The 13055-nt window shown below is 72.3% G+C and carries 14 protein-coding genes; 7 read left to right on the top strand and 7 right to left on the bottom strand.

The genetic code is table 11. The features are described from left to right. Window positions 1-21 precede the first annotated feature (21 nt). A complete protein-coding gene (locus DV20_RS02645) occupies window positions 22-1254 on the top strand; it encodes an MFS transporter (RefSeq protein ID WP_160169694.1) in 1233 nt (410 codons plus the stop codon). On the opposite strand, the gene DV20_RS02650 is transcribed toward DV20_RS02645, so the two are convergent. Beyond that, window positions 1245-2096 carry a hypothetical protein gene (locus DV20_RS02650; protein ID WP_043776124.1) on the bottom strand — a complete coding sequence of 284 codons (852 nt, stop codon included), beginning with the start codon at window positions 2094-2096 and terminating at the stop codon, window positions 1245-1247. The two genes, DV20_RS02645 and DV20_RS02650, sit on opposite strands and share 10 nt — an antisense overlap. A 1-nt stretch (window position 2097) precedes the next feature. Then, window positions 2098-3846, bottom strand: a complete 1749-nt coding sequence (locus DV20_RS02655) for a proline--tRNA ligase (protein WP_043776125.1) — start codon at window positions 3844-3846, stop codon at window positions 2098-2100. A gap of 123 nt (window positions 3847-3969) precedes the next feature. Here DV20_RS02655 and DV20_RS02660 point away from each other — a divergent pair, with 123 nt between their 5' ends. The 3 genes from DV20_RS02660 to DV20_RS02670 all read left to right on the top strand — a co-directional run bounded on the left by DV20_RS02660 (window position 3970) and on the right by DV20_RS02670 (window position 7317). Beyond that, window positions 3970-4323 (top strand): VOC family protein, encoded by a 354-nt coding sequence (locus DV20_RS02660; protein ID WP_043776127.1) that lies wholly within the window; start codon window positions 3970-3972, stop codon window positions 4321-4323. 272 nt (window positions 4324-4595) lie between these two features. After that, window positions 4596-6398, top strand: a complete 1803-nt coding sequence (locus tag DV20_RS42930) for a S1 family peptidase (RefSeq protein WP_160169695.1) — start codon at window positions 4596-4598, stop codon at window positions 6396-6398. A gap of 16 nt (window positions 6399-6414) precedes the next feature. Then, the gene (locus DV20_RS02670) at window positions 6415-7317 is read left to right on the top strand and encodes a 2-hydroxyacid dehydrogenase (protein ID WP_043776129.1); all 903 of its coding nucleotides are present in this window, start codon (window positions 6415-6417) and stop codon (window positions 7315-7317) included. Here DV20_RS02670 and DV20_RS02675 read toward each other — a convergent pair. Genes DV20_RS02675 through DV20_RS02685 form a run of 3 tightly spaced genes read right to left on the bottom strand, consistent with a single transcriptional unit; the run spans window position 7298 to window position 9325 of the window. Then, complete coding sequence (locus tag DV20_RS02675) at window positions 7298-7459, bottom strand: DUF397 domain-containing protein (protein WP_200876341.1); 162 nt, start codon at window positions 7457-7459, stop codon at window positions 7298-7300. The two genes, DV20_RS02670 and DV20_RS02675, sit on opposite strands and share 20 nt — an antisense overlap. Window positions 7460-7482: 23 nt before the next feature. Further along, a complete protein-coding gene (locus DV20_RS02680) occupies window positions 7483-8316 on the bottom strand; it encodes a helix-turn-helix domain-containing protein (protein WP_084093287.1) in 834 nt (277 codons plus the stop codon). Between the two features lie 55 nt (window positions 8317-8371). After that, window positions 8372-9325, bottom strand: coding sequence for a GNAT family N-acetyltransferase (locus tag DV20_RS02685; protein ID WP_043776134.1), 954 nt, complete (start codon window positions 9323-9325; stop codon window positions 8372-8374). Between the two features lie 144 nt (window positions 9326-9469). Here DV20_RS02685 and yaaA point away from each other — a divergent pair, with 144 nt between their 5' ends. After that, window positions 9470-10216 carry a peroxide stress protein YaaA gene (yaaA, locus tag DV20_RS02690; protein ID WP_043776136.1) on the top strand — a complete coding sequence of 249 codons (747 nt, stop codon included), beginning with the start codon at window positions 9470-9472 and terminating at the stop codon, window positions 10214-10216. 46 nt (window positions 10217-10262) lie between these two features. On the opposite strand, the gene DV20_RS02695 is transcribed toward yaaA, so the two are convergent. Continuing rightward, a complete protein-coding gene (locus DV20_RS02695) occupies window positions 10263-11333 on the bottom strand; it encodes an NAD(P)/FAD-dependent oxidoreductase (RefSeq protein WP_043776137.1) in 1071 nt (356 codons plus the stop codon). Between the two features lie 82 nt (window positions 11334-11415). Here DV20_RS02695 and DV20_RS02700 point away from each other — a divergent pair, with 82 nt between their 5' ends. Next, window positions 11416-11970, top strand: a complete 555-nt coding sequence (locus DV20_RS02700) for a suppressor of fused domain protein (protein WP_235190687.1) — start codon at window positions 11416-11418, stop codon at window positions 11968-11970. A 3-nt stretch (window positions 11971-11973) separates the two neighbouring features. On the opposite strand, the gene DV20_RS02705 is transcribed toward DV20_RS02700, so the two are convergent. Beyond that, window positions 11974-12402, bottom strand: a complete 429-nt coding sequence (locus DV20_RS02705) for an organic hydroperoxide resistance protein (RefSeq protein WP_043776141.1) — start codon at window positions 12400-12402, stop codon at window positions 11974-11976. Window positions 12403-12499: 97 nt separating this feature from the next. Between DV20_RS02705 and DV20_RS02710 the strand changes: the two genes are divergently transcribed. Beyond that, window positions 12500-13055: LLM class flavin-dependent oxidoreductase (locus tag DV20_RS02710; protein WP_043776142.1), on the top strand; the 556-nt coding region annotated here is incomplete at its 3' end.

Raw genomic sequence — 13055 nt, forward strand, 5'->3', positions numbered from 1 at the left:
CAATGCCTCGATGCTCAGGGCATGCGAGGCAGCACCGAATGGCGCGGTACAGGTCCCCTGCGCGTCCGCGCCTATCGCCGGTTGTGGACCGTCGCGGCGCTTTCGCATTTCGGCACCTGGATGCACAACACCGCGGCCACGGCACAGCTCGCGAACTTCTCGGCCGTGCCGGCGGTCAACGCCCTGCTGCCGGCGGCCGCGACGCTGCCGGTCTTCCTCCTCGCGCTCCCGGCGGGCGTGCTCGCCGACCGGATCGGCCGCGGCACGGTCCTGTTCTGGGCCAATGCGGCGAGTGCGCTGACCGCCGCGCTGTTCGCCGCGCTCGATCTCGCCGGGGCACTGGGGCCCGGCGCGCTCCTGGCGCTGACGTTCGGGCTGAACGCGTCCTGGGCGGCGGCCTACCCCGCGTGGAACGCGGAGGTTTCCTCGACGCTGCCCGCGGAGCTGATCAAGGACGGAGCGGCGCTCAACAGCCTGTCGTTCAACATCGCCAGGACTCTCGGGCCCGCGGCGGGCGGCTGGCTGTTCGGCGCCGTCGGCGCACTGCCGGTCTATGCGGTCAACGCCTTGTCGTTCGCCGGTTTCGTGCTGTGCTTCCGGCGTTCCCGGCGGATCGAGCGCCTCGACGACGGCCCGGCCGGCCGGCGCGGGGCGTGGCAGGAGACCACTGCCCTTGTACGCGAATCCGTTCCGTACCGCGCACTGCTGACCCGGGCCTGGCTGTTCTTCCTCCTGACCCAGGTGATGTTCGCGCTGACACCGGTGTACCTGCTGACCGTGCGGCGGCTTCCCGAAGGCGTCGTCGGGCTGGTGCTGGCCGCGTTCGGCTTCGGCGCGATCTGTTCGGCGGTCGCCTACCCGGTGGTCCGCCACGTCGTGACCGACCGCGTGCTGCGGGCAAGCTGCGCTTCGGCCGCCGCGCTCGGCCTGGCCGTGCTTCCACTGGCGGGGAACGTCGGCCTGCTGCTCGTGGTGGCGACGGTCTTCGGCGCGGCCTTCGCCTGCACGATCACCATGAACAACGCGTTCCTGCAGCTTTCGGTGGCCCTGCGGTTGCGGTCACGGGCGGTCGCGCTCTACACCGTCGTCCTCTACGGCGCGCAAACCCTCGGCGCACTGGCTGCCGGCGCGCTGGCGAGCCAGTGGGGTGTCGGCCCCGCGGCCTGGGTGGCAGCGGCCCTGCTCGTCGTCTCCGCGTTCGCCGAACGGCCGGCCGGACCGGGAACCCGCGACCGCTCCGGCGCTCAGCGGTAGGTGGTGGGCGGCGGAGTGGTCGTGCCGCGGTCCTCCGCCGGGACGAACCGGTAACTGCGCACGATCCGCTCCAGGTCCTCGCGCACCGAAGGCCCGGACCGGTCGCTGTCCGCGTACGCCACCACGACACCGGACGTCCCCGAATCCCCGCCGAACGCCATCGCCGCCACCAGGGCGTGCCGCACTGGGCACTCCCCCGTGTCCGCCGGGACCACCTCGGCGACCACGATCCGCGCGGAGATCGTGGTGCCGTCGGCCTTCGTCACCTGGGCGTCGGCGCCGGCACCGATCCGAGGGGACCCGCCGTACGCGCCGGCCACCAGATCGGTCACCGCTTTGCGCGCCGCCGCCTCGGGATCCGCCGCGGGTTGCGTCGTGACGCCCGCGCCGCCCAGCGTGTTCCGGGCGCAGAAGTCCTTGCCCAGGAACGCGCTCGTGACCAGCCTGATCCCGGCCCAGCCGTGCTGGGTGTCCGGCGCCGGCTCCCAGTTCGGCGGCACGTCGTAGGCGTACGAGCCGTCGCGGCCCGCCACGGACTGCCAGCCCGCGACCGCCGCCGGGACCGCCGCGCGCGGCGAAGGCGTCACCACCAGCGGCGCGGGTGGCGGCGAGGACGACGCCGGATGCGGCTTGCCGACACCCAGCGCGTTCAGCACCCCGGCGACCAGGGCGATGAACACCAGGCCGAACCAGGGCGCCCGCCGCCACTTCAGCGGCTTCTGCCGCGGGCGGATCCGTTTCGGTTGTGCGCGCGGCGCGTCCGCGGGCTCGTAACCCCCGAACCCGCGAAGCGCCGCGTTGTCCTCGTACCCCGGCGTTGCGTCGTCGGGACGCCGGCTCATCTCAGCCCCGGACGAGCTTGACCAGGTGCTCGACGACGGCGTCGACCGCGATCTCCTCGCGCTCGCCGGAACGGCGGTCCTTGACCTCGACGAGGCCGTTGGCCAGGCCGCGCCCGACGACCAGGATGGTCGGCACGCCGACCAGCTCGGCGTCGGCGAACTTGACGCCCGGCGTCGCCTTGCGGTCGTCGAGGATGACCTCGATCCCGGCCGCGTCCAGCTCGGCGGCGATCTTCTCGGCGCCGGCCGCGATCGTCTCGTCCTTGCCCGCGATGACGATGTGCACGTCGAACGGCGACACCACCCGCGGCCAGATCAGGCCGAGGTCGTCGTGGTTCTGCTCGGCGAGCACGCCGACCAGCCGCGAAACGCCGACACCGTAGGACCCCATGGTGATCCGGATCGGCTTCGAGTCCGGGCCGAGCGCGTCGACCTCGAAGGCGTCGGTGTACTTGCGGCCGAGCTGGAAGATGTGCCCGATCTCGATGCCGCGCGCGGCGACGAGGGTGCCGTGCCCGTCCGGCGACGCGTCGCCCTCACGGACCTCGGCGGCCTCGATGGTGCCGTCCGGGGTGAAGTCGCGCCCGGCCAGCAGGTCCACGACGTGGTGGTCGACCTTGTCGGCTCCGGTGACCCAGGCGGTGCCGGGGACGATCCGCGGGTCGGCGAGGTAGCGCACGCCGTTGTCCTGCAGCGCCTTCGGGCCGATGTAGCCCTTGACGAGGAACGGGTTCTTCGCGAAGTCGGCCTCGTCGAGCAGCGCGACCTCGGCCGGCTCCAGCGACGCTTCGAGGCGCTTCATGTCCACTTCGCGGTCACCCGGGACGGCGACGCAGACGAGCTCCCACTCGGCCGAGCCCGGCTGACGCGTCTTGAGCATGACGTTCTTCAGCGTGTCCGCGGCGGTGAAGGTCCGCCCCAGGCCGGCCTTGTTGAGGAAGTCGACCAGCGTGTCGATGGTCGGCGTGTTCGGCGTGTGGTGCACCTGCGCCTCGGGACGGCCCTCGATGGGCTGCGCGGCCGGCGCGGGCGTGACGACGGCTTCGACGTTCGCCGCGTAACCGGACTCGGTGCTGCGGACGTAGGTGTCCTCCCCCGTCTCGGCGACGGCGAGGAACTCCTCGGACGCCGAGCCCCCCATCGCACCCGACGTCGCCTTCACGACGACGTACTCGAGGCCCAGCCGGTCGAACAGCTTCACGTAGGCGTCGCGGTGCGCCTGGTAGGAGCGCGCGAGGCCCTCGTCGTCGAGGTCGAAGGAGTAGGAGTCCTTCATGACGAACTCGCGGCCGCGCAGGATGCCGGCGCGGGGGCGGGCTTCGTCGCGGTACTTGGTCTGGATCTGGTACAGCGTGACCGGGTAGTCGCGGTACGAGCTGTACTCGCCCTTGACGGTGAGGGCGAAGAGCTCCTCGTGCGTCGGGCCGAGGAGGTAGTCGGCGCCCTTGCGGTCCTTGAGGCGGAAGAGGCCGTCGCCGTACTCGGTCCAGCGGCCGGTGGCCTCGTAGGGCTCCTTCGGCAGCAGCGCGGGGAACTGGATCTCCTGCGCGCCGATGGCGTTCATCTCTTCCCGCACGACGGCCTCGATGCGGCGCAGCACCCGCAGGCCCAGCGGCAGCCAGGAGTACCCGCCCGGAGCGACCCGGCGGACGTAGCCGGCACGTACCAGGAGCCGGTGGCTCGGTACTTCGGCGTCCGCCGGATCCTCGCGCAACGTGCGAAGGAACAACGACGAAGTCCTGGTGATCACTGCGGGGCTCCCTGCGCCGGGCGGGTGTGAAAGTCCCGCTCAGGGTAGTCACTCCCCCGGCCGTGACTCCAACGGGTTACTCGGCGGCCCGTTTTTGTCGGTGGTGACCGCTAGCTTCGGAACATGGCCATCACGATGGGAATGATCACGATCGACTGCGCCGACCCGAGAGGCCTGGCGCGGTTCTGGACGGCGGCGCTGGGCACGACGGTGGCGCAGGACTACGAAGGCGAGTTCCTGATCCTCGCCCCGGCGGAGGGCGGGCTCCCACTGGCCCTGCAGCGGGTACCGGAGCCGAGGGCGGGCAAGAACCGGGCTCACGTGGACTTCGGCTACGAAGACCGCGAGGCGGAGGTGAAGCGGCTGGTGGAGCTGGGCGCGAAGGAGGTGGGGCGGCACGAGGTGCCGGGGCTGGCGTGGACGGTACTCGTCGATCCGGAGGGCAACGAGTTCTGCGTGTCGGCGGCGGTGCACTGAGGGGAGGGGGCGCTGAGGGGAGGTTGCGTGCGGGGTAGTTGCGCTGCGGGGCGGTTCCGCTGGGGGGCGGTTGCGCTGAGGGGTTCCGACGGGTCGGTGCCGGGGGTCGGAAGGCCGTCGGCTACTGGCCTCGTGCCGACGCGACCGGCTAGCATCGGCGCGACCAGGAACGGGGGGGTCCTTGGTGCGGGGTGACCACGGCATCTCCCGTTCGCGCTGAAGTTTCCGATACAGCAGGGGGATCCATGCCGCCCGTCAAGGGTTTCTTCACCATGCCCGAAAGAGCCGGGGTCGTGCTCGCCGCCGCCGTGGTGGCCACGGTCGTGACCGCCGTGCCCGGCGCCGCCGTCACCGGGGGCGCCCCGGCCGCCGAGGGGGCCTACACCTTCGCCACGAAGATCGAGGTCGGCGGGGTCCACGGCTGCAGCGGCGCCCTCGTCGCGCCGCAGTGGGTCGTCACCGCCGCCAGTTGCTTCCCCGAGAACGGCGGGCAGGCCGGTGCGCCGAAGCTCGCCACCAAGGCCGTCGTCGGGCAACGGGGTGCCGCCGGCACCGAACGCGCCGTCGTCGACCTGCTCTTCCGGGCCGACCGCAACGTCGTGCTCGCCAAGCTGGCCGCGCCGGTCACCGGGATCGCTCCGGTCGCCGTCGGCACCGCCGCCCCCGCGCCGAACGAGCGCCTGCGCGTCGCCGGCTACGGGCGGACGGCCACCGAATGGGTGCCCGACCAGCTCCACACCGCGCCCGTCGCCGTGCAGAGCGTCACCGCCACCACCCTCGCCGTCCTCGGCGACCCGGCGGCCGCCACCACCTGCCAGGGCGACGCCGGCGGCCCGCTCCTGCGTGACCGCGACGGCGTCGTCGAGCTCGCCGGGCTCCACCACTCCTCGTGGCAGGCCGGCTGCCTCGGCTCGACCGAGACCCGGCAGGGCACCGTCGAGACCCGCGTCGACGACATCGCCGGCTGGATCGGCCTCCGTCTCCGCGGCGACGCCTACACCGCGCTGCCCACCGCCCAGCGCGTGCTCGACACCCGCACCGACACCGGCGGCCACAAGAAGCCCGTCGCCGCGGGCGAATCCGTGTCCGTCGCCATCCCGGGCCTGCCCGCCGGGGCGAGCGCCGTCGCGGTGAGCCTCGTCGGCACCGGCGGCACCGCGGGCACCTTCCTGACCGCCTACGGCGACACCCTGCCCACGACGTCCAACGTGAACGTCGCCGCCGGCCGCACCGCCGCCGGCATGGCGATCGTCCCGGTGGGCCCGGACGGCCGGATCAAGGTCCGCAACAACGCCGGCGGCATCGACGTCATCGTCGACTACCTCGGCTACTACAGCGCCTCCGGCGAGTCGACCTACCAGCCGAAGGACAAGCCCGATCTGCTGCTCGACACCCGCTCCTCACTCGGCGGGCACCCGGGCAAGCTGACTCCCGGCGAGGTCGTGACGGTGCCGGTCCGCGGTGTGGCGGGTGTCCCCGCCGACGCCGTCGCCGTGGCCGTCAACCTCACCGGCACCGAAAGCGACTCCGACACGTTCTTCAGCGCCTTCTCCCAAGGCACGCCCGGCCCGTCGACGCTGAACATCGTGCCGAACGAGGACCGCGCGGCCCAGTCGCTGGTGCGGATCGGCGACGACGGCGCGATCCGCGTCTTCCTCCACCACGGCCAGAGCCACGTCCTGCTGTCGGTGGCCGGCTCGTTCGTGCCCGGCGACGCGGGCAGCCGGTATGCGGCGCTGAACACGCCCACCCGCCTGCTCGACACCCGCGACGGCACGCCGGCGCCGCTCGGCCCGGGCGCGACCCGCACGGTGCCGGTCGGCGGGCTCCCGGCCGGGGCGACCGCCGTGGCGGTGAACCTCACCGGCACCCAGGCGAGCATCCCGACGTTCCTGGCCGCCTGGTCGCACGACCTGCCCTACACCGGTATCCCCTCGACGGTGAACATCATGCGCGGCGAGAACACGTCCAACTCCGCGACGGTCCGGCTGGGCTCGGGCGCGCAGTTCGACGTCCGCAACTCGAACGGCTCGATCGACATGATCGTCGACCTGCAGGGCTACTACACGCGGTAGCGGGTAGAAAGGCGGCATGAGCGCTCGCGTACTGCTGCCGTGGCCCGACATCGACGTGTCGGAAGGATTCGGCGCCGCCTGTTACGACGGCGTCGAGCCCCCGCCGGCCGATCTCGGCGAGGTCGAGTTCTACGTGCTGCCCTACGACCGCGGGCCGGAGCCGCCGAAGCTGATCGGGGAACTGCCGTCGCTACGGGTGGTGCAGGCGCTGTCGGCCGGGGTCGAGACGCTCGTGCCGCTGCTGCCCGACGGCGTCCGGCTGGCGAACGGACGCGGGCTCCACGACCTGAGCGTCGCCGAGCACACCCTCGCGCTCATCCACGCGGCGCAGCGGGACCTGCCGCGCTGGTTCGCACAGCAGACGCGCGGCGAGTGGACCCGCGAGCACACGCGGTCGCTGGCCGACAGCCGGGTGCTCCTCGTCGGCTACGGCTCGATCGGGCGGGCCGTCGAACGCCAGCTCGTCGCCGCGGAGGCCGTGGTGACGCGGGTGGCGAGCCGCCCCCGCCCGGACGAAGACGTCCACGGCGTCGCCGAACTGCCCGCGCTGCTGCCGAAGGCCGACATCGTCGTGCTGGTCCTGCCGGACACGCCGGCGACCCGCGGCCTCATCGGCTCGGACGAGCTAGCCGCCCTCCCGGACGACGCCCTGGTGATCAACGTCGGCCGCGGCACGGCGATCGACACGGAAGCACTGCTCGCCGAGACCCGCACCGGACGCCTCCGCGCCGGCCTGGACGTCGTGGACCCGGAACCACTGCCCGCCGGTCATCCACTGTGGACGGTGCCGGGCGTGGTCATCACCCCGCACATCGCGGGCGGATCGGCGTCCTTTTATCCGCGCGCGAAGAAGCTCGTGGCCGAGCAGCTGAGGAGGTACGCGAAGGGTGAGGAGCTGCTCAACCTCGTAGAGCGCTGACGGCGGCGACCCACGCGGCCCGCGAGACGGTCAGGTGGCCGTGCTCCCGGGCCTTCGTGTCCCGGACGGCCACGGCCCGAGCAAGCCGGACTTCGACACAATTGGATTGACCGCCACTGTAGCTCGACTTGCGCCAGACCATGTCCTCCACCGAGGCCTCCCGGGCTATCGCGCGACCTCCCGAAGCATGGCTCGGGTGTCGTCTTCACTCAGTGCCTTGCCGGCCAAGAGCTTAGCCTGTCTCCGGTAGTTCCGAACCACATCGTCCTCGTGGAGGAACGCGGTGGCGTGCGAGTTCTCCAGGTGCACGATCGGCTGCATCCCAGCGAACTCGTACAGGATGAACGAGCCGATCAGCCCCGGGTGGTAGCCGATGTTCGCGGGCACAATCCGCAGCGAGATGTTCGGCCGCTCCATCATCGTCAGCAGATGATCCATCTGATCCGACATCACCTCGGCGCTGCCGATTTCTTCGCGGATCGCCATTTCCCCCACCAAAGAGGTGATCCTGACCGGATCCGGCCCCGCGAGAATCCCCTGGCGGTTCAACCGGGCGACCAGCCTGGTGTCGGCTTGCGGCAGATCGATCTCCGAATTGGTGAGGATCGCCCTGGCGTAGTCCGGTGTCTGGAGGAGGCCAGGCACGATCGCCAGTTCCCAGTTCGTGATGCGGGTGGCCGTGCGCTCGTACTCCACGATCCCGCTCAGCGCGGGCGGGAGATCCGACGGGTTCGAGTCCAGCCAGTTGTCGTCGCGGGCGTGCCTGGCCAGGCGCATCATGCGGTCGTACGTCACGTCGTCGACCCGCAGCGCGCCCAGCAACCGCGCCACGTCCTCCGGCCGCGGCACCCGCTGTCCCTTTTCCCACGCCGACAGCAACTGCGGCAGAATCCGGACCATCCGGGCGAGTTCGCGCAGCCCTTTTCCCCGCGCTACCCGCACTTCGCGCAGCGAAGCGGCCAATGCCCTCGAACCGGGCGAGGTGGAAGTCGGCTTCATGTCGTGATGGTACGAATGCCGTCCATTCCCCGATCGGCGGTGGGGCGTCCCGAATTCAGGACAGCACGTACACGTGCCATTCGTCTTCGACGCGATATCCGCAGCGTTCGTAAACACCCAGCGCGCGGTGGGCGTTGTCGACGTCGACGTTGAGGGCCGACCGGTCGAATCCCGCGTCTTTCGCCGCCTTGAGCGTGTGGCCCAGCAGCCCGGACGCGACGCCACGGCCGCGCAGCGCCGCCCTCGTTCCCACCCAGGTGGCGTAGTGCTCGCGGATGCCCGTCGCCTCGAATTCGGACGCGTAGTGGTGGCTCAGCACGAACGCCAGGACCTTGTCGTCGTCGAGGATGAGGAACGACAGGTCCGGGCGGAAGTCCTTCGAGCCGGTGACCAGGTGGCGCCAGACGTCCGGCTCGTAACTGGTGCTGCCCCAGTGGTCGGCGAAGGTGTCGTTGCGGGCTTCGAGCGCGGCGAGGTCGTGCTCGAAGTCGAACGGCACCGCCTCGAAGCCGTCCGGCAGCGGGGGTTGCGGGGGCAGGTCGGCGAGGCCGACGCGCATGTTGACCATCGTCCGGCCGTGCGTGTAACCCGCGCGGGTGAGGACGTCGGCGATCCAGTGCTCGTTCTGGTGACTGTCGTGGTGCAGTTCGTACGGCGCGCCCGGGAAGGCGCGCTCGTGGACGTCACGGCTCGTGCGCGCGAACCACTCGACCAGGTGAGTGCCGACGGCGTCGGTGCGGTGTTCCGGATGCACCACCGACTGGAGCCGGAGCATGTGCACCGGGTCGGCGGTGGCGCGGCGGAGGATCAGGCCGTAGCCCACGAGCCGGTCGCCGTCCCAGGCGCCGACGGTCGCGCGGGCCAGGTCGACGTTGGGGGCGGCGAGCTCGTCGCGGAGGTCTTCCGCGCTGAAGTGGTCACCGGTCCGGTCGGCTTCCTCGGCGGCCGCGTAGAGCCGGGCGAGGGCGGGAGCGTCGTCGAGGGTCAACGGGCGCCAGGTCAGGTCCATGCCGGGAGGCTAAGCGGGACGGCGCCGCCCGCGCACCCCGATTACCGATCCGCCCCGCAGCGGGCGGTGCCGGTCCGCTCACCGGCTCCCGTTCCGCGGTGGCTGCCGGCCGGATCGGTGCAGGTGACGCAGTACGCTCGGGGCGTGCTGGTGCTCCTCCCCCCTTCCGAGACCAAGGCCGACGGCGGCCGCGGCGGCCCGCTCGACCTCGACGCGCTGTCGTTCCCCGAGCTGAACCCGACGCGCGCGAAGCTCGCCGACGCGCTGACCGAGCTGGCCGCGGACGTCCCGGCCAGCATCGCGGTCCTGGGCCTCACCGAGCGGCAGGCGGGCGAGGTCGCGCGCAACGCGCGGCTGTGGCGGTCCCCGACGATGCCGGCGCTGCGCCGCTACACCGGCGTGCTGTACGACGCGCTGGACGTGAAGAGCTTCACGAGGGCGGGACTGGAAAAGGCGCACCGGCGGCTGGCGGTGACGTCGTCGCTGTTCGGCGTGGTGTCGGCCACGGACCCGATCCCGGCATACCGTCTTTCGGGCGGCACTGCGCTGCCGTCGCTGGGCCCGGTCCGCGGGTTGTGGAAGCCGGTTCTCGAGCCGGTGCTGAAGGGCGTGGAGGGCCTGGTGGTGGACCTGCGTTCGGGCACGTACGCGGCCTTCGCCAAGCTGCGCCCGGACGCGGTGACGGTCCGTGTGGTGACCGAGAGCGCCCACGGCGAGCGCGTGACGGTGAGCCACTTCAACAAGGCGTACAAGGGCCGCTTGGCACGCGTGCTGGTGACCACCCGGGCTGAGCCGTCCACTGTGGACCAGCTGGTGAAGGTGATCAGGAAGGCCGGGTTGGTGGTCGAGCGCACGGGCGACCACGCGCTCGACCTGGTCACCGAGGGCTGACGGCCCGGGTCCGCCGGGATCGGGAAGCCGCGCGGAGACGAAACCCTCAGAACCGGTCCGGCGCGAACGGGCTCAAGTCGAAGCCCGGGTCCTCGCCCAGCGCCACCTCCGCCACCAGCTTTCCCGCGAACGGCGCGTTCGTCAGCCCGCCCGCGCCGAAGCCCGTCGAGACCGCCAGGCCCGGCCGGATCGATCCCAGGATCGGCAGCCCGTCCGGCGTCCCCGGGCGGAAGCCGACCCGGGTTTCCGCCAGTGTCGCGTCCGCGAGACCCGGGGCCACCGCCAGCGCGTTGTCCAGCACTTCGCGCTGTCCGGCCGCCGTGACGCGGTAGTCGAAGCCCGACTCCGCCTCGCGTGTCGCGCCCGCCACCACCCGGCCGCCGGCGAAGGCCAGCAGGTAGTGACCGCCCGGCGGGAGGACCACCGGCCAGGCCGCCGTTTCCGTGCCCGGCAGCACGAAGTGGCTGATCTGGCCGCGGTGCGGCGTCACCGGCAGGTCGATTCCCAGCGGGGCCAGCAGTTCGCGGCTCCACGCACCGGCCGCCACCACGACGCTGTCCGCCTCCAGGGGGCCGTGCGGGCTCGCGACCGTGCCGTCGGCGCGGAAGGCCACCTCGCCCTCGACGAACTCGGCGCCCCGGCTTTCGGCCCCCGCCAGCAGCGCGCGGCGCAGCCGGTGCCCGTCGACGCGGCCGGCGCCGGCCAGGTGCACCGCGCCCAGCCCGGGCGCCAGTGCCGGGAACAGCTCGCGCGCCCGCGCCGGGTCGAGGCGCCGGACCTCGCCGATCTCGGGCGCGTCCGCCGCCCGCGCCGTCAGCCGCTCGTGGGCTTCGGCCAGCTCGGCGTCGTCGGCCGACACGATCATTCCGCCGACGATCTCGAACGACGAACCGTCGAGCTCCTCGGTGAACTCGCGGTAGTACCGGCCGGCGGCCGCCGCGAGCGGGTACAGCGCGTCTTCCCACCGGGACGTCCAGGGGCTGACGATGCCGGCGCCGGCCTCGGTCGCCGTTCCGGGCCGCGCCGCATCCGCCACGACCACTTCCGCGCCGCGGCCCGCCAGGTGCCAGGCCGTCGCCGCGCCGCCGATCCCGCTGCCGATCACGAGCACTCGCATGCTCCCCACCCTGCCCGATCTTGCCGCGCCCGGGCCAACGGGATGACCCACGCCGGCGCCGGCCGGTCGTATGCTGCGCGCCATGCCGAGTCGTGCCGAGCGGTATTTCGCCCATCTCGACACCCTGACCGGGTCCGCCGAGCCCCGGCTGCAGCCCATCCCGTCGACGCGGCCCGGGCTCGACGACGTCATCGCGTTCGTCTACGCCGACGAGCCCGAACCGCGCTACCTCACCGGCGCGACCTACGGCCTTTCCCTGGCCGACCACCCGGACTGGCACGGCGTGCGGCCGGAGCTGTGGATCAGCGTCCGGTCCGACGACCCGGTCTGGGCCCTGGCCATCGGCTACCTCGCCGAACAGCTGCGCGGCACCTGCCCGTTCGTCTACGGCGACACCATCGACTTCGGCCAGCCGATCGCCCCGGAGTCGTCGATGACGGCGTTCGCCGTTTCGGCGCCCGCGGGCCTCGACGCCCACCAGTACACGCTGATCGACGTCGGCGGCCCGCCGATCAGCATCGCGGGCTGTTACCCCGTCCACGACACCGAGCGCAAGTACATCCGCGAGCACGGCATCGACGCGTTCTGGCAGCTGGACTGGGACCTCTACGACGTTCGCCGGCAGCCGGTGGTCTGAACCTCAGACCCGGACGCCGTTGACCGTCAGCGCCACCTCGACGTTGCCGCGGGTGGCGTTCGAATACGGGCACACCTCCCGCGCCGTCCTGGCCAGTTCGGCCGCCTGCGCACCGTCGGCCGACGGCAGCGTGATCCGCAGCTCGACGCCGAGCTCGAACCGGCCACCGCCGGCCGGGACCAGGGACACCGACGACTCGATCTCCGCGTCGTCGGCCTTGACGTTCCCGCGCTGACCGACGAGGGCGAGCGTCGCGCCGAAACAGGCCGCGTACCCGATGGCGAACAGCTGCTCGGGGTTCGCGCCTTCGCCGTCCCCGCCCAGCTCCTTCGGTGGCCGCAGCTGGAGGTCCAGTCGTCCGTCGGTGGTGCGCCCGCGACCGGCGCGTCCCCCGGTCACGTGCGCTTCGGCCGTGTAGAGCGCCTTCGTCATGCCGAACTCCTTCTCGTCGACTACCTGATGTAGAACTTGGCACTTCAAAAACAGGAAGTCAATGGGCTAAGGTTCCGCCCAGGAGTTCGGAGGGACGATGGGGAAGCTGAAGATCGGCTACTTGCTGCCGACGCGCGACCAGGCCGCGCGGGGCGCGCACGACCTGGAACGGCTCGTCCGCCAGGCGCGGCGGGCGGAAGAACTGGGCCTGGACTCGGTTTGGGCGGGCGACAGTCCCGTGACGCGGCCCCGCGCCGATCCGCTGCTTCTGCTGGCCGCGGTCGCCCAGGCCACCGAGCGGATCACGCTCGGCACGGCCGTGCTGCTGCCGGCGCTGCGCCACCCGATCCTGCTCGCGCACCAGCTCGCCACCCTCGACCGGCTGGCGGCGGGCCGGCTGATCGCCGGGCTGGGCGGCGGTTTCCCGACCCCGCACACCCGCGCCCAGTTCGCCGCGGTCGGCGTCGGCTTCGAGCGCCGCGGCGAGCGTCTGGAGGAGACGATCACCCTCCTGCGCCGGCTCTGGTCGGGCGAGGCGGTTTCCCACGAGGGCCGTCACTTCGCCTTCTCCGGCGTGCGGCTCGCTCCTCCCCCGGCCCGCCCCGGCGGGCCGCCGATCTGGCTGGCCGGCAGCGGCCCGGCGCTGCGGCGGG

This window comes from Amycolatopsis rifamycinica (genome assembly GCF_000695625.1).
Lineage (GTDB): Bacteria > Actinomycetota > Actinomycetes > Mycobacteriales > Pseudonocardiaceae > Amycolatopsis > Amycolatopsis rifamycinica.

What these genes read in the sequence shown, in the direction of transcription:
- DV20_RS02700 (WP_235190687.1), top strand. Translation starts at nt 11,416, where the DNA reads ATGCCGAGTCGTGCCGAGCGGTATTTCGCCCATCTCGACACCCTGACC.
- DV20_RS02685 (WP_043776134.1), bottom strand. Translation starts at nt 9,325, where the DNA reads ATGGACCTGACCTGGCGCCCGTTGACCCTCGACGACGCTCCCGCCCTC.
- DV20_RS42930 (WP_160169695.1), top strand. Translation starts at nt 4,596, where the DNA reads ATGCCCGAAAGAGCCGGGGTCGTGCTCGCCGCCGCCGTGGTGGCCACG.
- DV20_RS02650 (WP_043776124.1), bottom strand. Translation starts at nt 2,096, where the DNA reads ATGAGCCGGCGTCCCGACGACGCAACGCCGGGGTACGAGGACAACGCG.
- DV20_RS02675 (WP_200876341.1), bottom strand. Translation starts at nt 7,459, where the DNA reads ATGGTCTGGCGCAAGTCGAGCTACAGTGGCGGTCAATCCAATTGTGTC.
- DV20_RS02705 (WP_043776141.1), bottom strand. Translation starts at nt 12,402, where the DNA reads ATGACGAAGGCGCTCTACACGGCCGAAGCGCACGTGACCGGGGGACGC.
- DV20_RS02670 (WP_043776129.1), top strand. Translation starts at nt 6,415, where the DNA reads ATGAGCGCTCGCGTACTGCTGCCGTGGCCCGACATCGACGTGTCGGAA.
- DV20_RS02695 (WP_043776137.1), bottom strand. Translation starts at nt 11,333, where the DNA reads ATGCGAGTGCTCGTGATCGGCAGCGGGATCGGCGGCGCGGCGACGGCC.
- DV20_RS02680 (WP_084093287.1), bottom strand. Translation starts at nt 8,316, where the DNA reads ATGAAGCCGACTTCCACCTCGCCCGGTTCGAGGGCATTGGCCGCTTCG.
- DV20_RS02645 (WP_160169694.1), top strand. Translation starts at nt 22, where the DNA reads ATGCGAGGCAGCACCGAATGGCGCGGTACAGGTCCCCTGCGCGTCCGC.
- DV20_RS02660 (WP_043776127.1), top strand. Translation starts at nt 3,970, where the DNA reads ATGGCCATCACGATGGGAATGATCACGATCGACTGCGCCGACCCGAGA.